The 19020-nt window shown below is 42.0% G+C and carries 19 protein-coding genes and 1 pseudogene; all 20 read left to right on the top strand.

The window, feature by feature from the left end:
• The first annotated feature begins 67 nt into the window (after window positions 1–67).
• The 20 genes and pseudogenes from JYJ62_RS03900 to JYJ62_RS03805 all read left to right on the top strand — a co-directional run bounded on the left by JYJ62_RS03900 (window position 68) and on the right by JYJ62_RS03805 (window position 18705).
• Window positions 68–1102, top strand: a complete 1035-nt coding sequence (locus JYJ62_RS03900; RefSeq protein WP_205340908.1) for an NAD-dependent epimerase/dehydratase family protein — start codon at window positions 68–70, stop codon at window positions 1100–1102.
• Window positions 1083–2618, top strand: a complete 1536-nt coding sequence (locus JYJ62_RS03895) for a lipopolysaccharide biosynthesis protein (RefSeq protein ID WP_205340907.1) — start codon at window positions 1083–1085, stop codon at window positions 2616–2618. The genes JYJ62_RS03900 and JYJ62_RS03895 overlap by 20 nt, the downstream gene beginning before the upstream one ends.
• Before the next feature lie 21 nt (window positions 2619–2639).
• On the top strand, window positions 2640–3626 hold the full coding sequence (locus JYJ62_RS03890; protein ID WP_205340906.1) for a nitroreductase family protein: 987 nt from the start codon (window positions 2640–2642) through the stop codon (window positions 3624–3626).
• Window positions 3613–4122 carry a Coenzyme F420 hydrogenase/dehydrogenase, beta subunit C-terminal domain gene (locus tag JYJ62_RS03885; RefSeq protein ID WP_205340905.1) on the top strand — a complete coding sequence of 170 codons (510 nt, stop codon included), beginning with the start codon at window positions 3613–3615 and terminating at the stop codon, window positions 4120–4122. The genes JYJ62_RS03890 and JYJ62_RS03885 overlap by 14 nt, the downstream gene beginning before the upstream one ends.
• The gene (locus JYJ62_RS03880) at window positions 4119–5252 is read left to right on the top strand and encodes a polysaccharide pyruvyl transferase family protein (RefSeq protein WP_205340904.1); all 1134 of its coding nucleotides are present in this window, start codon (window positions 4119–4121) and stop codon (window positions 5250–5252) included. The genes JYJ62_RS03885 and JYJ62_RS03880 overlap by 4 nt, the downstream gene beginning before the upstream one ends.
• Complete coding sequence (locus tag JYJ62_RS03875; protein ID WP_205340903.1) at window positions 5249–6160, top strand: glycosyltransferase family A protein; 912 nt, start codon at window positions 5249–5251, stop codon at window positions 6158–6160. Before JYJ62_RS03880 ends, JYJ62_RS03875 begins: the two co-directional genes overlap by 4 nt.
• Window positions 6161–6239: 79 nt before the next feature.
• Complete coding sequence (locus JYJ62_RS03870; RefSeq protein ID WP_205340902.1) at window positions 6240–7592, top strand: oligosaccharide repeat unit polymerase; 1353 nt, start codon at window positions 6240–6242, stop codon at window positions 7590–7592.
• Window positions 7593–7617: 25 nt separating this feature from the next.
• Entirely contained in the window at window positions 7618–8751 is a 1134-nt protein-coding gene (locus JYJ62_RS03865; RefSeq protein WP_205340901.1) for a glycosyltransferase family 4 protein, read from the top strand.
• Window positions 8744–9778 (top strand): polysaccharide biosynthesis protein, encoded by a 1035-nt coding sequence (locus tag JYJ62_RS03860; RefSeq protein WP_205340900.1) that lies wholly within the window; start codon window positions 8744–8746, stop codon window positions 9776–9778. Before JYJ62_RS03865 ends, JYJ62_RS03860 begins: the two co-directional genes overlap by 8 nt.
• A 3-nt stretch (window positions 9779–9781) precedes the next feature.
• Complete coding sequence (gene wbjC / locus JYJ62_RS03855) at window positions 9782–10897, top strand: UDP-2-acetamido-2,6-beta-L-arabino-hexul-4-ose reductase (RefSeq protein ID WP_205340899.1); 1116 nt, start codon at window positions 9782–9784, stop codon at window positions 10895–10897.
• 333 nt (window positions 10898–11230) lie between these two features.
• Window positions 11231–11758, top strand: a complete 528-nt coding sequence (locus JYJ62_RS03850) for a hypothetical protein (protein ID WP_205340898.1) — start codon at window positions 11231–11233, stop codon at window positions 11756–11758.
• The gene (locus JYJ62_RS03845; protein WP_205340897.1) at window positions 11751–12293 is read left to right on the top strand and encodes a hypothetical protein; all 543 of its coding nucleotides are present in this window, start codon (window positions 11751–11753) and stop codon (window positions 12291–12293) included. Before JYJ62_RS03850 ends, JYJ62_RS03845 begins: the two co-directional genes overlap by 8 nt.
• A 117-nt stretch (window positions 12294–12410) precedes the next feature.
• Window positions 12411–12605 (top strand): hypothetical protein, encoded by a 195-nt coding sequence (locus JYJ62_RS03840; protein ID WP_205340896.1) that lies wholly within the window; start codon window positions 12411–12413, stop codon window positions 12603–12605.
• A 135-nt stretch (window positions 12606–12740) separates the two neighbouring features.
• Window positions 12741–13004: a hypothetical protein gene (locus tag JYJ62_RS03835; protein WP_205340895.1), complete on the top strand. Its 264-nt coding sequence runs from the start codon at window positions 12741–12743 to the stop codon at window positions 13002–13004.
• A 66-nt stretch (window positions 13005–13070) separates the two neighbouring features.
• Window positions 13071–14201: a non-hydrolyzing UDP-N-acetylglucosamine 2-epimerase gene (gene wecB / locus JYJ62_RS03830; protein WP_205341304.1), complete on the top strand. Its 1131-nt coding sequence runs from the start codon at window positions 13071–13073 to the stop codon at window positions 14199–14201.
• A 19-nt stretch (window positions 14202–14220) separates the two neighbouring features.
• Complete coding sequence (locus JYJ62_RS03825; protein ID WP_205340894.1) at window positions 14221–15366, top strand: glycosyltransferase; 1146 nt, start codon at window positions 14221–14223, stop codon at window positions 15364–15366.
• A 93-nt stretch (window positions 15367–15459) separates the two neighbouring features.
• A pseudogene (locus tag JYJ62_RS03820) lies at window positions 15460–15771 on the top strand (phosphoglucomutase, alpha-D-glucose phosphate-specific); the annotation flags it as partial.
• 511 nt (window positions 15772–16282) lie between these two features.
• On the top strand, window positions 16283–16948 hold the full coding sequence (locus tag JYJ62_RS03815; RefSeq protein WP_205340893.1) for a type IV toxin-antitoxin system AbiEi family antitoxin domain-containing protein: 666 nt from the start codon (window positions 16283–16285) through the stop codon (window positions 16946–16948).
• Window positions 16945–17796, top strand: a complete 852-nt coding sequence (locus tag JYJ62_RS03810) for a nucleotidyl transferase AbiEii/AbiGii toxin family protein (protein ID WP_205340892.1) — start codon at window positions 16945–16947, stop codon at window positions 17794–17796. Before JYJ62_RS03815 ends, JYJ62_RS03810 begins: the two co-directional genes overlap by 4 nt.
• A gap of 618 nt (window positions 17797–18414) precedes the next feature.
• Entirely contained in the window at window positions 18415–18705 is a 291-nt protein-coding gene (locus JYJ62_RS03805; RefSeq protein ID WP_205340891.1) for a GIY-YIG nuclease family protein, read from the top strand.
• Window positions 18706–19020: the final 315 nt, after the last annotated feature.

The raw sequence follows: 19020 nt of genomic DNA, 5'->3' as shown, positions 1-19020 counted from the left end.
GAATAAGATATGCAGCCCGGGCTAACCCCACGCGGATGACATATATGTGTAACACCTTGGAGAACACATGAGCGCTTACCAACAACTGTTAGAGCAACTGCCACAACAGCCAAAAAAATGGCTGATCACCGGCGTTGCCGGCTTCATTGGCTCTAACTTGCTAGAAACACTACTCAAGCTAAACCAACACGTAGTAGGTCTAGACAACTTTGCCACTGGCCATCAATACAACTTAGATGAAGTGCAAGGGTTGGTCAGCGCTGAGCAGTGGTCAAACTTTAACTTCATCGAAGGCGATATTCGCCAGCTCGATGATTGCCAGCGCGCCTGCCAAGGTGTCGATTACGTTCTACACCAAGCTGCTCTTGGCTCAGTACCACGTTCAATCAATGATCCAATCACCACCAACAGCACTAATATCGACGGCTTTTTAAACATGCTCGTCGCTGCGCGCGATGCCAAGGTACAGAGCTTCACCTACGCGGCCAGCAGCTCCACCTACGGTGATCACCCTGCATTACCTAAAGTTGAAGACCATATTGGCAAGCCACTATCGCCTTATGCCGTCACTAAATACGTGAACGAGCTCTACGCGGATGTGTTTGCCAAAACCTACGGCTTTAACTGCATTGGTCTGCGTTATTTCAACGTCTTCGGTCAGCGACAAGATCCAAATGGTGCTTATGCGGCAGTGATTCCAAAATGGACTGCAGCAATGATTCAAGGCGAGCCAGTGTTTATCAATGGCGATGGCGAAACCAGCCGCGACTTCTGTTTTATCGATAATACAGTACAAGCTAATTTACTCGCAGCAACAACAACTAATCCAGATGCTAGAAATCAAATTTATAATGTCGCTGTAGGCGATCGCACCACATTGAATCATCTGTTTGAAGCGATTCAGGCTGCATTGCAAGAAAACAGCGTTAATCACAGTAAAAAACCAGTTTATCGCGAGTTTAGAGCTGGGGATGTACGTCATTCACAAGCTGATGTAACCAAGATCAAAACTTTATTGGGTTACGAGGCTGATTTTGTAATTAAAGATGGAATTGCTAAAGCGATGCCTTGGTATGTCGCTAATGTCAAAGCTGCAAGCTAGCGTGGAAAGTAATAAATACAAACGCATGGCCAAAAATGCGGGGATGCTCTACATCCGCATGCTACTTACTATGGCTGTGAGCTTGTACACCTCAAGGGTCGTATTACAGACCCTTGGTGTTGATGATTTTGGTATTTACAGTGTGGTTGCTGGCTTCGTCACCATGCTGGGCTTTTTAAATAGTGCCATGTCGTCAGCTACCCAGCGCTTTCTCTCGTTTGAGCTAGGCAAGCCAGGTGATAAGGATGTGCGCGGTATATTCAGCATGAGTTTGAATATCCACGTGCTTATCGCTGTGTTTGTATTGGTGTTGGGGGAAACGGTTGGTCTGTGGTTTGTGAAAACACAGATGACCATACCTGCCGATAGAATGCTGGCTGCCGAGTGGGTTTTTCACTTTGCGCTACTGTCGTTTGTAGTCACTATCATTAGTGTACCGTATAACGCACTGATTATTGCCCATGAACGTATGAGTGTGTTTGCTTGGGTGAGCATTATTGATGTGATACTTAAGCTTTTGATTGTGTTTATGTTGAGCTGGTTTGGCATGGATAAGCTGATTCTCTATGCAGTGTTCAGTCTGTCTGTCGTCTTTATCATATTTATGGTGTACCGCAGTTACTGTAAAAGCCGCTTTGCAGAATCTCGTTTTAGGCTGTACTGGGATAAGAAACTATTCAATATCATGCTGCCTTACACCGGCTGGAACCTGTGGGGCAATATCGCGGCGGTTATGAGCGGGCAGGGTGTGAACGTACTGCTGAATATCTTTTTCGGCCCATCAGTCAACGCCGCTAGAGCTATTGCGATGCAAGTTTCTGGAGCCTTGAATAGCTTTGTGCAGAATTTACAAGCAGCAATTAATCCGCAAATTATCAAATCCTATGCGGCAGAAGATATGACCTATATGCACAGACTTGTGTGTTATGGAGCGAAATATAATTTTTTTCTACTTTTGTTTTTATCTATGCCGGTATTGATAAATATAGAAAATATTTTAAGTGTTTGGCTAGGAGTCGTCCCGGAATATACAGCTTTATTTGTTAAGCTTATTATTATCAATATTTTAATTGATAGTATATCCGCTCCATTAATAACTTCAGCGCAAGCTACTGGTCGAATAAAACTGTATCAAACTGTAGTGGGCGGTATTCTTTTGTTAAACTTACCTATTTCATATTCTATATTGAAATTTGAAGGGTCGCCAGAAAAAGTAATATACGCAGGGATTGTTACATCTCTTATTGCGCTACTGGCAAGATTAGTGATCTTGAAAAAGTTAACTTGTCTTCCCGTTAAAAATTATCTTAAAGAGGTTGTTGGTCGAAGTATATTCGTTGTCGTTTTTGTGATTGCTGCATACTATTTCTTGCTTCTAAGTCTATCTGATGAGATTGGTTTTTGGTTGGGATCTATATATATATCTAGCTGTATTTTTTTTGCGGTATTGGTTTTTGGCCTTGATCGTTTTGAACGTGGATTTTTAATTTCTAAGATTAAATCTAAAATTATATAGCTATCTATAGGTAGGTTTATTGTGCTTAATGTTTTTTTAAGGAAGATGAAAAGTTTTTTACTGTATGGAACACCATTTGGAGAAGTCTATACAAAGATATGTGATTTGATGCATCACTTAAAATATGGTTTTAAAGAAAGAAATTTAAAAAATGATAAAGCACATTTAAAATACTATTTAACAAAGCATTATCATATTGTTGAAAAAGGCCTTGCTTTACCTGAGCCAAGGCTAGGTTTTGGTCAGCCAAAAATACTTAATGTAATCAGTAAAGCATCACAGTATGAGAGTTTATATGGTGCTGATGGTTTGATTGTATCTATAAGAAAAACTTTTTCAGATTATCTTAAGTTTAACGAGGAAAACAGTTTTGATCTTCCATCAAGTTTTGAACTGGCTGTTACTGAGTTTATAAGTGAGGGAAGTCATGATGGTAATGGTGGGTTAAAACACATACAAAAAGAGTTTTCTAGCACTTTAGATTTACAGGAGTTTCGTGATTTTGCTCAAGGTAGGGTTAGTGTTAGAGATTTTTCTAGTGAAACTATTTCTGCTGAAACTATACGTGACATAGTTGATATTGCTAAAAGTGCACCTTCTGTATGCAATAGACAGGGCTGGAAGGCACATTGTTATAGCGATAAATTAAAAATTAAAGAATTATTATCTTATCAAAATGGTAACGCTGGGTTTACTGATGTGATTGATAAGCTCCTTATAGTTACAGCAGACGCAAAAGCTTTTACGAATTATGAGAGCAATCAGATTTTTATTGATGGTGGACTTTTTTCAATGAATATATTGTTAGCTATTCACGCCGCAGGCCTTGGTGCATGTCCTTTAAATACATGCTATCCCTATTTTATTGAGAAGAAAGTGAAATTGGCTTCAGAAATACCTGATAACGAGCGATTAATCATGATGATAGGTATTGGTTCTTTGAAAGAAAACTATACTGCTGCATATTCTCCTCGCAATCCAACAGATGAGATTTATGTTGCTCACTGATATAGCCGATATTTCCCTAGGTGATGCCTGGCTCGAACCCTATAGCCAAGACGGTCGTGGTACCAGTGTAATAATTACTCGCAGCTCATTGGCTGAAGTAATCATACAAGAAGGGGCAAGCAACTCGGCGCTGTTCATTGAATCAATCAGCTCCGACACCATGCGTGCGTTCCAGCAAGGCAGCTACAACCATAGACACGAAGGTCTTTACGTTAGAATCAAAGAAGCACAAAAGAAAAGTATAACCATACCCGAGAAAAGGTATGGAAAAAATAGTGTTTCACTCGATGCAACGCTGGTACAAAAACTAAGACGGGCTTCCCGTAAGAAAAGCTTAGAGGTTTGGAGCCAGAGCCCGTCAGCCGCAGAGTTTGATAAAGAAATGCACAAGATGCTCTTATCTTTAAGGCTTGCTACTCGTGGAACATACTATAGACGAAAAGGCTTTAAGCACTTGGTAACACGCGTAATTGTACGAATAATGAGGCAGAAATGAAAATTGCAATAATGACTCAGCCGCTTGGTCATAATTATGGCGGTATTATGCAGGCTTTTGCTTTGCAAAAAGTACTGCGTACACTAGGGCATGATGTCGTCACAATTGATTATATTGATAATAATCCTGGTTTTTTATATAAGCAGATAAGGTTTGGATATCGTCTCTTAATGAAGTTGAGAGGGAGGCGTAAGGTACCTATAGATTTTGAAAAGCACTTCGAATATTTTATGGCAGGAAATCATAAATTTATTAGGGATAATATTTTTCAGACGGAAACTCTTAGTACTGAAACAGAATTAAAGTTAAATTTTTATAGGAATCGCTATGAGTTAGTAATAGTTGGTAGTGATCAAGTCTGGAGACCTAAATACTCATTAAATATCTATAATTATTATTTAGACTTTTTAGAGAATTGCGATAAAGTTAAGCGTATATCTTATGCAGCATCATTTGGTGTAAGTGAATGGGAGTATAATAAGAAAGATACTGCTAAATGTGCTGAGCTTGCGAAAAAGTTTGATGCAATATCTGTTAGGGAGCAGTCAGGAGTTGACTTGTGCTCAAAGTATTTAGGAGTTGATAGTGTTTGCTTATTAGATCCTACTCTCCTATTAGATAAAGAAGAATACTTGGCGTTATTAGGCGATAAATGCAAGGGTGAGAGTGAGGGTGTTTTTACTTATTTTTTAGATAAAACTGAAGAGAAAATAAATTTAGCTAAAGTGATTGCATCTAGATTAAATACAGAAACTTTTAGTTGTCAGTCGAGGCTTGGATTAGGAGATTTAATCTCTAGTGATATGGAAGATTATAAAATACCTGCCGTAGAAGACTGGCTATCATCTTTTGCTAGTGCTAGCTATATAGTTACCGATTCATTTCATGGGTGTTTATTTTCAATTATTAATAAAAAGCCTTTTTTGGTGATCGCTAATTTACAGCGAGGAGTGTCGAGGTTTGAGTCGATCTTGGGAAAATTAGGGCTGTTAGATCAAATAATATATGATTTTGATAGTGTAGATCTTGATTTTAAAATAAAAAATAAAATAAATTGGTTTCATGTTGATGATATTATAATGCAAGAGAGAAGTAGAGCTTATAAGTTTTTTAAGGATAATATAAATTGAATAGTAAAGTCTCAAATTGTTGTGTGATAATAACAACTTATAATGATGAGTATTCTGATTTAAGTAGAGCTGTAGAATCTGTTATTAATCAAAAAGTTCTCCCTGAACAAATTATTGTTGTAGATGATGGGTCTAGTAATAATACATCAGATTTAGTTGCTGATAATTTATTCAAGCTTTCATCCTCACCTATTTTCTTATTAAAGAAAGAGAATGGAGGACCATCATCAGCTAGAAATTACGGATTAAAATATTGTACCTCTGATTTTGTTACTTTTTTAGATTCAGATGATGTAATGCTGGAAGATAATATAGAGAAGAAAGATCTTGCTATGAAGACGCTTAGCTTAGATTATTTTGGTGTTTATGGTACTCATGTTAAAGAGAATGGTGAGTTTCAACAGTATGGTAGATTTGATGGAGTCTTAAATCCTGACTTGATTGGAAGAAAGAATGGTTTTCCAGGAGGGGTTCATACTTATTTGTTTCGATTGAAAAATTTAATTGATGTAGGTGGATTTGATGAGACGCTAGTTAATAATGAGGATTATGATTTAGTCATAAGACTTATTAAAAAGAAGCTTAAAGCCAAAGGAGGGGGAGGGCCGGGTTTTATAAAAACTAATAGAGAAGGGTCTTTAAGTAGAAGTAATGATTATCTTAAAGTATATAATAATGTTCGGCTTTTTTTAGATAAGGCTGAGAAGAATAATTATTTTTCTAATGCAGAGTTGAATAGACGAAAAGCGGGTATAGAGCTTTGGTTAGCGAGGCAGATTGTAAAAGCTTCAGGTGAGCGTTTTGAATCCTTTAAACACTTTAGAGTGGCATTTTATTATATAAGACGAGCTGGGTTTAAACAGTATTTTAAGTATTTTTTATTGCGTTTTGGGGTTGCTTTAAATTAGTTGGTTTTGATTGGTTTTGATTGGTTTTGAGTTATGTTTCTGATGTTTTATTTTATTAGTAAAGTGATTGAGAGTATATATGAGAGTTAATGGCAATGATTATTCGGTTAAGAGAGGTTTGAAATCTTTTTGGCTTTTTTGCTCAGTTTTTTTTCTTTTTGTAGGACCAGTAATTAATTTTTTTAATTCTATTTATTTAAATTCGACGCATTTGTATTTTTCTTTTTTCTTTTTAATTGTTTTTTTAATAGAACTGATTAGTGATAAAAAGTTAAATAAAACATTTTATTTGCTTGTTGTTTTTTGGATTGTTCCTTTCTCTTACTTTTTGTTGGTAACTATGAAAATTGGAGATTTAAGTGGCTTTAATAGTGTTGTTTTTTCTGTGTTAGCAATTATTGTTTCATATACACTGGCTGATTTTTTCTATAAAGTGAAAGGTGTAGATTCACTAGAGTACTTCTTTAAAGTTTGCTTTTTTTGCGTAGTCATATGGGGTAGCGTGATTATGATAAGCTATCTTTTTCCATCATTCAGGTCAGTGATGGACCTGTTTTTTTATCGTGATTATTCACGTGGTGATCATCTAGTCTTATTAAGAGTGCCCGCTTTTCATCCTACTGGAGGTGATGGTGCATCAATGAATTTAGCCCTTTTGATTTTGATTTCTAGTGGTTATCTTTATTTTTTGAAAAATTTAAAAAAATTTCTTGCTGGGTGTATTTTGATTTTATGCCTTTTCGCGTCATTATTATCAGCAAGAACTGGCTTTGTATTATGTGTCCCCCTACTTTTAATTTCTTTTCTTTTATCAATGCGTACGTCTGTGTTAATTAAACTTATTGTTCTTTTCTGCTTTATAATGTTATTTATTTTGCTGTTTTTATCTTCTATTCCTTTTATAGAATCTTATAAATACGATGTTATTTCTGATTTTGGTTATGAGCACCCATTGTCACGTTCACTTATAATGCTTGATCAGTTCTCTAGTGGTGGTGTTTCTTCTACAACTGCAGGCACTTTATTCAATATGATTGTTTTACCAAATGATGCTTTTGATTTGGTTTTTGGAAGTGGAGATTTTAGTCGTTTTGTACCGTCAGCAAATCAAGTTAGAGGTTCAGATGTTGGATATATTAGAATTTTGAATGGTGCTGGCTTGATAGGTTCTATATTGATTTATGCGTTTTTTTTATATCCATTATTAATGCTTTTTTTAATGTATCGCAGATTTATTAATGTTAAATTGCGAGATTTTTATAGGTTTTTTGTTATTCTGTTTTCTTTAGTTACATTGTTTTTGTTTTTAGGGAATTTTAAAATTATTTACTTGCTGTCTAGCTACGCGAATTTAATGTTTTTTTCATTGTTTTTTATTTTGATTTTACAGTTTTATAAAGCTGAAAAATATCGTGTTAATGATACTCTTTGATTAATAATTTTTTAGTGGTGTTGTTATGAGTAAGATTTTTTTGTTGTCTCCTCTCCCGCCACCAGTAGGAGGAATTGCCAGTTGGACTGTAAACGTGCTTGATTACTATCAAAGTAATGGAAATGTAACCATTGTTCATCAAGACACAGCTGTTAAGTCTAGGGCGATTACTGATTCCGGTGTTGCTTCTCGTGTAATTGCAGGCTCTAAAGATGCTCTAGGTATTATTGCAAGTTTTTATCAGCTGATAAGAAATCATAAGCCAGATGTGATTCATATGACTAGTAGTGGTTCTATGGGTTTATGGAGGGATTTACTCTTATCATTATTAGCAAGTTTTTATCGCATACCTATAGTTATTCACTTTCGATTCGGTCGCATACCTGAGATAAGCAGACTAAATAATTGGGAGTGGAAGCTTTTAAAACGAGTTGTTTCTTTAACTTCTGCAGTTATGGTGCTTGATAATGAAACTCATCAAGTTCTATCTGCTAGCGGTTTTGAAAATATTTATAATATTCCCAATCCGGTTTCAGGCTCTGTTGCAAAGCTTCTAAATAAAGATAATCAAGTTATCAATGAAGATAATTACGCTAGAGTAGAAATTATTTTTGTTGGTCACGTAGTTAAAAACAAAGGCGTTTTTGAGTTGGTTAAGGCATGTTCACTATTGAGTAATGTGGATGAGTTACTCTTAATAGGCCCGTATGAAGACGACGTTAAGGAAAGCCTATTGAAATCTACGGCTGGTACAAGTGTAAAGATAAGCTTATTGGGGGTGCTTACGAAAGAAGATATCTTAGCTCAGATGAGAAGTGCCTCCATGCTTGTTCTGCCAAGTTATTCAGAAGGTTTCCCTAATGTGATTATTGAAGCAATGGCTATGAAGTGCCCTGTGATAGCAACAAATGTAGGTGCTATTGCAAGCATGCTAGATGCCGGCTCAGAAAAACCATGCGGTATCGTTATAGAGCCAAAGGATGTTCAGAGTTTAGTAGAAGCAATAAACGTGATGATTACGGATACTGCTAAGACTGAGCTATTCAAAGAGAATGCTTTTTCGAAAGTAAAAGAACAATACACTTTAGAAAAAGTATGCAGCCAGTATGAGAAAGTCTGGGATATCGCGTATCAACAAGGAAAAGCTAAAAATGTTTAAAAACAAAACCCTCCTCATCACCGGCGGCACCGGCTCATTCGGCAACGCTGTTCTAAAACGCTTCCTCGAATCCGACATTGTTGAAATCCGAATCTTCAGCCGTGACGAGAAAAAGCAAGATGACATGCGTAAGCGTTTCCCTAGTCCTAAGCTTAAGTTCTATATCGGTGATGTACGCGACTACATGAGTGTGCTCAATGCGACCCGTGGTGTGGATTACATTTTCCATGCCGCTGCATTAAAGCAGGTGCCATCCTGCGAGTTTCACCCGATGGAAGCGGTTAAGACTAATATTCTTGGTACTGAGAATGTTTTAGAAGCAGCGATCCAGAACGAAGTGAAGCGTGTGGTGTGCTTAAGTACAGATAAAGCGGTGTACCCCATTAATGCCATGGGTATCTCTAAAGCGATGATGGAAAAAGTCATGGTAGCTAAGTCACGTAACGTCGATGAGACCAAAACCGTGATTTGCGGCACCCGTTATGGCAACGTGATGGCTTCACGCGGTTCGGTGATTCCTTTGTTTGTTGAGCAAATTCGCGCGGATCAGCCGTTGACCATCACTGATCCGAATATGACACGCTTTATGATGACTTTGGCCGATGCGGTGGATCTGGTGTTGTATGCCTTTGAGCATGGCAATAATGGTGACCTGTTCGTACAAAAAGCCCCAGCTGCTACGGTTGAAACTTTAGCCCGAGCATTAACTGAAATTGTTGGTAAGCCAGAACATCCGATCAATATCATCGGTACGCGTCATGGTGAAAAGCTCTATGAAGCTTTATTGAGCCGTGAAGAGATGTTGTGTGCTGAGGATATGGGCGACTATTACCGTATACCGCCTGATTTGCGTGACCTGAATTATGCGAAATATGTAGATGAAGGGCAAAAAGATTTGTCCAAGGTTGAAGATTACAACTCGCACAATACTCAGCGCCTAGATGTTGCTGGTATGCAACAGTTGTTAATGAAACTCACCTTTATGCCTGCTATCCAGCGTGGCGAAAATATTGCAGCTGAGGAGTAAGGCATGCGTGTTTTAATTACGGGTGCCAATGGTTTTGTCGGTAAAAATCTACAACTGCATTTAGCTGAGCGTACTGATGTAGAAGTGTTGTGCTTTACTCGTGAGCACACACAGTCTGATTTGCTGCAACTGGTGACTGACGCTGATCTAGTCTTTCACTTAGCCGGTGTTAATCGCCCAGAAGACCCCGCTGAGTTTCAGCAAGGTAATGCTGACTTAACTCAAGCGTTATGCGATGCATTGCAACAAGCGGGTAAAACCATTCCTGTGGTCTACAGCTCTTCGATTCAAGCAACGGCAGACAATCCCTATGGAGCCAGTAAACGCGCCGCTGAAGATGCATTGTTAACCTTTGCTCAGCGCAGCGGTGCGCCCGTATTTATTTATCGTTTAGCTAATGTGTTTGGTAAGTGGGCGCGTCCCAATTACAACTCAGCAGTTGCCACCTTCTGCCACAATATTTCACAAGGCTTGCCGATTCAGATCAACGACTCAAGTGCGCAAATTAACTTGGTGTATATCGATGATGTGGTGGAATCTTTTTTACAAGTGCTGGATGGCCAGTTAACGCAAAGCGGCTTTGTTGATATTGCGCAGCAGTATCAGATTAGCGTGGGTGGTTTGGCTGAGCAGCTGCAAGCTTTTAAAGACAGTCGCGACAACTTGATCACTGAAAATGTAGGCAATGGCCTAGTTCGTGCGTTGTACTCCACCTATGTCAGTTACTTAAAGCCTGAGCAGTTCAGCTATCAAGTGCCTAAGTACGGTGATGAGCGCGGCGTATTTGTTGAAATGCTAAAAACCAAAGATGCCGGGCAGTTTTCATTCTTCACTGCGCATCCCGGTATCACCCGTGGCGGTCATTACCATCACTCGAAAACCGAAAAGTTTTTAGTGATTAAGGGTCAAGCCTGTTTCCGTTTCCGTCATATGCTGACGGGCGAGTTTTACGAATTGCACACCAGTGGCGAACAGCCAGAAATTGTTGAAACCGTTACCGGTTGGACTCACGATATTACTAACGTGGGTGACGATGAAATGGTGGTGATGTTGTGGGCCAATGAAATATTCGACCGTGAGAAGCCGGATACTTATGCTAAGCCTGTGGGGCGGGGTTGATCATGTCACTGCGAGGCCGTAGACCGTGGCAGTCCATGGTCGGCATTGTGTTGGTTTGCGGGGTGGATTGCTTCGCTACGCTCGCAAAGACAGAGTGGGAGGCGTAAAGGCGCACCGACGTCTCTGCGAGGAGCGTAGCGACGTGGCAGTCTATGGTTGAGCGCCGCGTTGTTTGCGAGGTGGATTGCTTCGCTGCGCTCGCAAAGACGGGGTGGTGCTCGCAATGACGCGTTGCCGTCACTGCGAGGAACGTAGCGACGCGGCAACCTTACTGATAATGCTAAGTAGTCTAAGCTGTTTCTATCCAGTAGATATTTTGGAGGGTGTATATACATGAGTCCTGATAAATTTCGTGATTTTTTAGCAGATCAAAAGCAGCAGCACTCCCAAGTTGAAACAATAGACTGGGAAGCTAAAAAAGTTGCTTGGCAAACTGCTGCAGAGGCATTTATTACTCAAGTTGAAAGTTTTTTAGCTGAGTTTAATGAAGATATACAATGTGAGCGTAAAGTGGTTCAGCTGAGTGAGCAGTATTTGGGTGAGTATGATATTCCTCAATTAACTATTCGGTTGCCCAAGGAAGTGATTGAACTAAAACCAATCGGCACAAATTTAATTGCTGCACATGGCCGTTATGATATGAAGGGTTTAGCAGGCACAGTGAAGTGGGTGTTAGTTCCTGAAAATGCTGATAAACCTACAATTTCAGTGCGTGTATCAGGTGAAACAGAACTTCCAGAAACTAAGATTAATCCCAGTAAATTAGTGTGGAAAATTGCTACGCCAGCACCCAATATTCGTTATATTCCTTTGACTCGAGAAGCACTGTTAGAAGCCATTATGGAAGTAAGTCATGGCTAAAAGGTTGAGTCGGTCAGGTGATGAGCTGCCTTTATCTGAAGTGTATTTATATAAAAAAGACGCTGAAGAAGGGTTGAGCTTATTATTTTCTCAAGCAGAGCATTTTGAGCGTTTTGCTTTAATGAGTGCTAAGGAAATTCAGCAGCTTTTTATAAAGAGAACCGCTGAACTAGAGCTGCAAGCGACCTTTTCTTTGATGACGAGTCTCGAGGCATTTCTTCAATTGGATTTTCATGACCGTATTGAAAAAAGGTATAAAGACCCACTGAGTAGATATTTTCGTGACAGTTATAAACAACCTAAACGAATTTCGTTTGAAAGTGACATTATTAATGGTTGGGAAGCTGTTTATCCTGAAACACGACGCTTCTTTCAAAAAATTAAAGTGGTTTTACGTTATAGGCATTGGCTAGCGCATGGGCGTTATTGGCTTATTGATAAGCCTAAAATAAGTTTTGAAGAACTCTATGAGCTAGCTGAAATCATACAGAATACTATGTACTCCATACGTTCTGATGGTGTTGTCACAAGTTAAGGCTTCCTGTGCTTTGGGCCAATGAGGTCTTTGCTCGTGAGAAGCCTGTTAAACCTTGTGTATTGCATTGTGTATTGTAGAATCAATGCATATCGGTTTTACACCGGAGGACAAAAAATGAAGAGTAAACACTTTTGGGCAGGGTTCCTTAGCGCGTTCGACCCCTTCAAACCAGCACCGAAGCGTGAGCCTGCGAGTAAAGCATCGAGGCAGTACGATATTGAGGGTGAGTTTAGGGTCGTGCCTGAGGCTGAAGCCTTAATGCACAATGCTTTTGTAAAGGCGTTATCTGATGTCAAACAAGCCTCCTAAGCAATCAAGCAAGCCTAAAAGGGGCGATGCAGTACGCCAGCATCGTGTGGAGCAATTCTCAGGCCCCGTACCGCACCCAGATTTACTTAAGAAGTATGATGAGCTGATGCCAGGCTTAGCCGATAGGCTGGTAAAATGGCTGAGAAATCCATGGATGCTGAGGTTTTGTTGCAAGAAAAAGCTCTTTCTGTGCGTGAAATAGAAATACGTTCTCGTGAGCGCCAAGAGAAGCAAGAGCATACAGATTACCGTCTCGGTGTCTTAGTCGCAGTATTGGTAGTGATTCTGTTTTTATCTGTCGCTGTTTTTTCCATTAATATCGGCGCCTATGCTGTGGCAGGTGCTGTTATTGCAGCTCTGGCTGGCATCATCTGGTCTGTTCGCCGTTCCTCTCACTGATTATTAATAAGGTACAGCGCTCATTATGTAGTGCTATGCCTATTATTGGCTGAAATATTTATGACTATTAAAAAATTAAAAGTCGTCACCGTTGTCGGTACGCGCCCTGAAATCATTCGTTTATCACGGGTGATGGCGAAGATGGATGAGCATTGTGAGCATATTTTGGTGCACACCGGTCAAAACTATGATTACGAGTTAAACCAAATCTTCTTTGAGGATTTAGGCATTCGCAAACCTGATCATTTTTTAAATGCAGCCGGGCAGAGTGGTGCGGAAACCATTGGTAATGTGATTATTGCCGTGGACCGAGTGTTAGCTGAAGTGCAGCCAGAAGCCTTGCTGGTACTGGGTGATACCAACAGCTGTATGGCAGTAATTCCAGCGAAGCGCCGTAAGATTCCGACCTTCCACATGGAAGCCGGTAATCGCTGCTTTGATATGCGTGTACCAGAAGAAATTAACCGTCGTATTGTCGATCACACCGCAGATATCAATCTGACGTACAGCACCATTGCCCGTGATTACTTACTGCGTGAAGGTTTGTCGCCCGACATGGTGATTAAAACCGGCAGCCCAATGTTTGAAGTGCTGAACTATTATCGTGAAGGCATTGAACAGTCTGACGTGCTGCAGCGTTTAGGTTTAGAAGAAGGTAAGTTCTTTATCGTTAGCGCGCACCGTGAAGAGAATATCGATTCCGATAAAAACTTCCTCAAACTGGTTGATGTGCTCAATACCGTTGCTGCGCATTATGACTATCCAGTGATCGTCTCTACCCACCCGCGCACACAAAAGCGTGTCGATGCGATGGGTGTTGAGTTTCACGCCAATGTGCGCTTGCTCAAGCCAATGGGCTTTAAAGACTACAATAAGCTGCAGTTATCGGCTAAAGCCTCCTTGTCAGACAGCGGCACCATTAACGAAGAGTCATCCATTCTAAACTTCCCAGCCCTGAATCTGCGTGAAGCGCATGAGCGTCCAGAAGGTATGGAAGAAGCCTCAGTAATGATGGTGGGCTTAGAAGCTGATCGCGTGATGCAAGCCTTGCAAGTATTGGAAAGTCAGCTGAGTGGCACAGAGCGCACGTTGCGCTTGGTGGCAGATTACAGCATGCCGAATGTGTCAGATAAAATTGTGCGTATTGTGCACAGCTATCGTGACTACGTGATGCGTACCGTTTGGAAGCAGTATTAATTTAAGGTTGGAAGCTGTCATGGAAAAGATTGCAATAGTGAGCCGAAGCTTTTGGCCAGAAAACCCAGCTATTGGCGAAGCGCTGCTATTGCTATCGGAGTCACTGGGTAAAGATGCACAGCCCATTGTGATTACCCAAGTGGCGAAAGGCTTTCCAGAAAAGCTGCAGATGGCTAAGCGAGGGCAAGGGGTTAAGTTTTCTACTTTGCCGAGCTTAACCAACTCTTCAAGCCACATGCTCTTGCGTATTGTTGAGTTACTGACTTTTACCGTATTCGTTTTTTTCAGTTTATGTTGGCATCGCCCGAGTAAGGTGTATGTGGCAACCAATCCACCCATTTTTACGCCTTTGGCTGTGCGTTTGTATTGTGGGTTGTTTGGTAAAAAGTTTGTGTATCACTTGCAGGATATTCATCCTGAAGCAACACAAGTTGTGACTGGGAAAACCAATTGGGTGGAGCGTTTACTGCGCAAAATTGATGTTAAAACAACGCGTAAAGCAGCAACAGTGATCACGCTAACTGAGCAGATGAAGTCTTATATTACGCAGCGCACAGGGCAGGAATTACCTATTGTATTGTTGGAAAATCCTTCTGTTCAGGGCGCTGTACAAGAGACAAATGTTGTAATAGAGCGCAAACAAGGCTTTGTTTATTGCGGTAACGCTGGGCGCTTGCAGCGTATTCCATTACTGCTTGCAGCAATTGAGCGTTACTTAAATGAAGGTGGTCAACTCCCTTTTGTGTTTGCTGGTGGTGGTGTTTACCGTGGCGCTATTGAGAAGCTGGCCAGTCAATTTGAGCAAGTCAGTTATTTAGGTGTGTTACCAGCCGATCAGGCTGCTGCTGTGTTACGTGGTTACAGCTTTGGCTTGATGCCAATTGATGATGAAGTAACCAATTATGCGTTTCCAAGTAAATCATCATCGTATGTGTTCTCAGGCTGCCACGTGATTGCTATTTGTGGTGGCAATACAAGTGTTACCAAGTGGGTACTGGACAATGGGTTAGGGTTTGTTGCAGAGCCTGATATGGATGCGGTAGTGAGCTTGTTTCATAAGCTTGAAAGAGAAGCTATACCAGCCTTAAACGTAGATGCAGAGTTATTTGAGAAGTTAACACCTCAGGCGCATGCGGCCAGTCTTGAGCAAATATTAAACCTATAGCTTGGGTTATATATCATCTGTGTTGGCCGCGTGTATTAGTAAACTATTGAACTCAAATTTTTGTTGATAGGGTTGAGAAATTGATTACGACACGGCTCGCCTTATTATCGTCGCATTGATGCTGCTGCTACGCCTGAGCAAAAAGCCTCGTTTAAGGGTTTGAGTGCAAAGCATATTGTCGCTACTGAATTGGCTGGTGAGGCAATTACTTCTGTGTTGCTGAATGCCCCAGGCAATGGCGCGGCAATAGGTGGGATTAAGGTCTGTACTGAGAACGGCTGGTTTGCAGCGCGGCCCAGTGGTACAGAGGCTCTGTATAAGATTTATGCCGAGAGCTTTATTAATGAAGCGCATTTACAGCTGTTGATTAATGAAGCGCAGGGGTTGTTGGCTGAGGTTTTGTGAGGTGGATTGCTTCCCGCCACGTTCCTCGCGGTCGCAAAGACGGGGTGGCTGTTCGCAATGACGCGTTTCTGTCTCTGCGAGGCTGTAAGCCGTGGCAGTCTATGGGTTGGCACGGCGTTGTTTGCAAGGTGGATTGCTTCACTTCGTTCGCAAAGACAGCGCGGGTCATTGCGAGGAGCGTAGTGACGCGGCAATCCATGGTTGAGCACCGTGCGGTTTGCGAGGTGGATTGCTTCACTTCGTTCGCAAAGACAGCGCGGGTCATTGCGAGGAGCGTAGCGACGCGGCAATCCATGGTTGAGCACCGTGCGGTTTGAGGAGTGGATTGCTTCGCTGCGCTCGCAATGACTAGCTAGGGCTCGCAATGATGCTAAACGCGGGCCAGCGGCCCGCGCTCCCAGGCCTCGTTTCTGCGAGGAGCGTAGCGGCGTGGCAGTTCATAGGGATAGGCTTAGTGATAGAGCGCAGTGTTTGTTGGTTTGTTGTAATTATGCATGGATAGTCGGATAATTTGCGTTTATCCACTCAAGAGTATGACTTTATGCTTGAGTTTCGTTTATCTTCCTTTGGTGCTGTGCCGTTTTCGCATGGTGCGCTATTGCCTTTGTTGTCTGATTACGCACGTCCGAATGATAAAATTTCGGAATGGTTAGCCTCAGGCACACTTATTTCTTTGAAGCGCGGCTTGTATGTTGTGGGTGCGCCTTGGCGTCAAGAAGCCTTGTGCTTGCCTTTGATTGCCAATCGATTGTATGGACCCTCTTGTGTCTCTTTGGAGTATGCACTGTCATGGCATGGGTTGATTCCTGAACGAGTCATTGAGGTTACGTCCGTCTGCACAGGGCGTGGGCGGGAGTTGGAAAATTCCTTGGGACGTTTTTCTTACTCTAAGATTCCGCAGCAGCTTTTTCCGCTTGGTTTAACGATTGAGAGCGTCGGTAATCAATGCTTTTGGCTAGCGAGTCCAACCAAGGCGGTGTGTGATACGGTTTTGTTAACTCGCCACTTAAAGGCTTTAGGCAAGGCTTCTATGGAGGCGTTTTTGTTTGAAGACTTACGCTTGGACGAGGCGTTCTTATGTGATTTTGATCCGACGGTGTTGGACGGGTATGCGTGCTCTGGTTATAAAACACGCCAGTTTAAAGCTTTGCGTCAGGTGCTAGAGGGGTTGCTATGAGTGTTGTTGAGCAGATGCTGAAAAAATATCATTTGGCTGATGGCGATAATATCAATGATGCTTTGCGTGAAGTAATGCAAGAGATTGCGTTAGCCGGTTTAGTGCGGGCAGGTTTTTTTGATAAGGCGGCTTTTTATGGCGGGACTTGCTTACGAATTTTTTACGACCTGCCACGATTTTCAGAAGACTTGGATTTTTCGTTACTGCAATCACAAGCTGGCTTTTCTTTTGAACCCTACTTTGATGCCTTGATCACTGAGTTTAATGCCTTAGGGTTTGAGGTGGAGATTTCGGCGCGTGAAAAATCGATTGAAACGGCGGTGGTATCTGCATTTTTAAAGAAGAATACCAGTATTTATGATGTGAGCGTGCGCGGGCAGAAAGTGTTGAAAATTAAGTTCGAGGTCGATACTGAGCCGCCGCTGGGTTTTAAAACCGAAGAAAAGCTGTTGTTGAATCCTTATTCTGTGTATGTGAAGTGTTTTAGCTTGTCTGATTTGTATGCCGGTAAAATGCATGCTCTGTTGTTTAGACGGTGGAAAAATCGAGTTAAGGGACGAGACTGGTTCGATTTTGAATGGTATGTGCGGCAGGGTGCTGAGTTAAATTTAACGCATTTAGAAATGCGAGCTAGGCAAAGTGGGGATTTGGGTGACAAGCTTTTAACTCCAGATTTGTTTCGCGCGTGGTTAATACAGCGCATTGAGCAACTGGATGTTGAGTCGGCCAAGAATGATGTGCGACGCTTTATTGCAAATGCACAGGTTTTAGATATTTGGTCGCATGATTATTTTATGCAGTTGGCGGGGCGTATTAGGTTTACAAATACTGGGGAGCGTAATGCTTAGTTGTGGTGCTGTGAGGCCGGATTCGTCTCTGCGAGGAGCGTAGCGACGTGGCAGTCCATGGTTGAGCACCGCGTGGTTTGCGAGGTGGATTGCTTCGCTGCGCTCGCAAAGACGAGATAAGAGTTCGCAAAGACGGGGTGGCGCTTGCAATGACGCGCTTCTGTCTCTGCGAGGAGTGTAGCGACGCGGCAGTCCATGGTTAGGCACCGTGTGGTTTGCGAGGTGGATTGCTTCGCTGCGCTCGCAAAGACGAGATAAGAGTTCGCAAAGACGGGGTGGAGTTCGCAAAGACGCGCTTCTGTCTCTGCGAGGAGTGTAGCGACGCGGCAGTCCATGGTTGAGTACCGAGTGGTTTGCGAGGTGGATTGCTTCGCTGCGCTCGCAAAGACGAGATAAGAGTTCGCAAAGACGGGGTGGAGTTCGCAAAGACGCGCTTCTGTCTCTGCGAGGAGTGTAGCGACGCGGCAGTCCATGGTTGAGTACCGAGTGGTTTGCGAGGTGGATTGCTTCGCTGCGCTCGCAAAGACGAGATAAGAGTTCGCAAAGACGGGGTGGAGTTCGCAATGACGGCTTGGCTACACTCGCCATGACAGTACTCAAGGACAGGAGTTATGAGATATGAAGTCCGGCTATATTTACATCATGTCGAATAAAAAGAACGGAACTCTTTATGTTGGTGTAACCAGTGATTTGATTAGGCGCGTGTATGAGCATAAAAATGGGTTGTGTGACGGTTTTACCAAAAAGCACGGTCTGAAAATATTGGTTTATTATGAGGATTGTGAAGAAATAATCAGCGCGATTGCTAGAGAAAAGCAACTGAAAGCTGGGAGTAGAAAAAGAAAGATTGATCTAATCGAATCCATCAATATTAATTGGCTTGATTTGTATCCAGGTTTGCTGGGTTAGAGCCTTGGATTGCTTCACTGCGTTCGCAAAGACGGGTGAGGGTTCGCAAAGACGCGTTACTGTCTCTGCGAGGCCGAAGGCCGTGGCAGTCTATGCAGTGCTGTCTCTGCGAGGAGCGTAGCGACGTGGCAGTCCATGGTTGAGCGCCGCGTGGTTTGCGAGGTGGATTGCTTCGCTGCGCTCGCAAAGACGGGGTGGGGTTCGCAATGATGGGGTGGAGTTCGCAATGACGCGCTTCTGTCTCTGCGAGGCCGAAGGCCGTGGCAGTCTATGCAGTGCTGTCTCTGCGAGGAGCGTAGCGACGTGGCAGTCCAT

It is taken from the genome of Denitrificimonas caeni (assembly GCF_905120345.1).
GTDB lineage: Bacteria > Pseudomonadota > Gammaproteobacteria > Pseudomonadales > Pseudomonadaceae > Denitrificimonas > Denitrificimonas caeni_A.
This window is presented reverse-complemented; position numbering and strand designations above follow the sequence as displayed.

Excerpts from the sequence above, each read along its gene's own strand:
- JYJ62_RS03900 (WP_205340908.1), top strand. The coding sequence starts at position 68 with ATGAGCGCTTACCAACAACTGTTAGAGCAACTGCCACAACAGCCAAAA.
- JYJ62_RS03895 (WP_205340907.1), top strand. The coding sequence starts at position 1,083 with ATGTCAAAGCTGCAAGCTAGCGTGGAAAGTAATAAATACAAACGCATG.
- JYJ62_RS03885 (WP_205340905.1), top strand. The coding sequence starts at position 3,613 with ATGTTGCTCACTGATATAGCCGATATTTCCCTAGGTGATGCCTGGCTC.
- JYJ62_RS03880 (WP_205340904.1), top strand. The coding sequence starts at position 4,119 with ATGAAAATTGCAATAATGACTCAGCCGCTTGGTCATAATTATGGCGGT.
- JYJ62_RS03870 (WP_205340902.1), top strand. The coding sequence starts at position 6,240 with ATGAGAGTTAATGGCAATGATTATTCGGTTAAGAGAGGTTTGAAATCT.
- JYJ62_RS03865 (WP_205340901.1), top strand. The coding sequence starts at position 7,618 with ATGAGTAAGATTTTTTTGTTGTCTCCTCTCCCGCCACCAGTAGGAGGA.
- JYJ62_RS03860 (WP_205340900.1), top strand. The coding sequence starts at position 8,744 with ATGTTTAAAAACAAAACCCTCCTCATCACCGGCGGCACCGGCTCATTC.
- wbjC (WP_205340899.1), top strand. The coding sequence starts at position 9,782 with ATGCGTGTTTTAATTACGGGTGCCAATGGTTTTGTCGGTAAAAATCTA.
- JYJ62_RS03850 (WP_205340898.1), top strand. The coding sequence starts at position 11,231 with ATGAGTCCTGATAAATTTCGTGATTTTTTAGCAGATCAAAAGCAGCAG.
- JYJ62_RS03845 (WP_205340897.1), top strand. The coding sequence starts at position 11,751 with ATGGCTAAAAGGTTGAGTCGGTCAGGTGATGAGCTGCCTTTATCTGAA.
- JYJ62_RS03840 (WP_205340896.1), top strand. The coding sequence starts at position 12,411 with ATGAAGAGTAAACACTTTTGGGCAGGGTTCCTTAGCGCGTTCGACCCC.
- JYJ62_RS03835 (WP_205340895.1), top strand. The coding sequence starts at position 12,741 with ATGGCTGAGAAATCCATGGATGCTGAGGTTTTGTTGCAAGAAAAAGCT.
- JYJ62_RS03825 (WP_205340894.1), top strand. The coding sequence starts at position 14,221 with ATGGAAAAGATTGCAATAGTGAGCCGAAGCTTTTGGCCAGAAAACCCA.
- JYJ62_RS03810 (WP_205340892.1), top strand. The coding sequence starts at position 16,945 with ATGAGTGTTGTTGAGCAGATGCTGAAAAAATATCATTTGGCTGATGGC.
- JYJ62_RS03805 (WP_205340891.1), top strand. The coding sequence starts at position 18,415 with ATGAAGTCCGGCTATATTTACATCATGTCGAATAAAAAGAACGGAACT.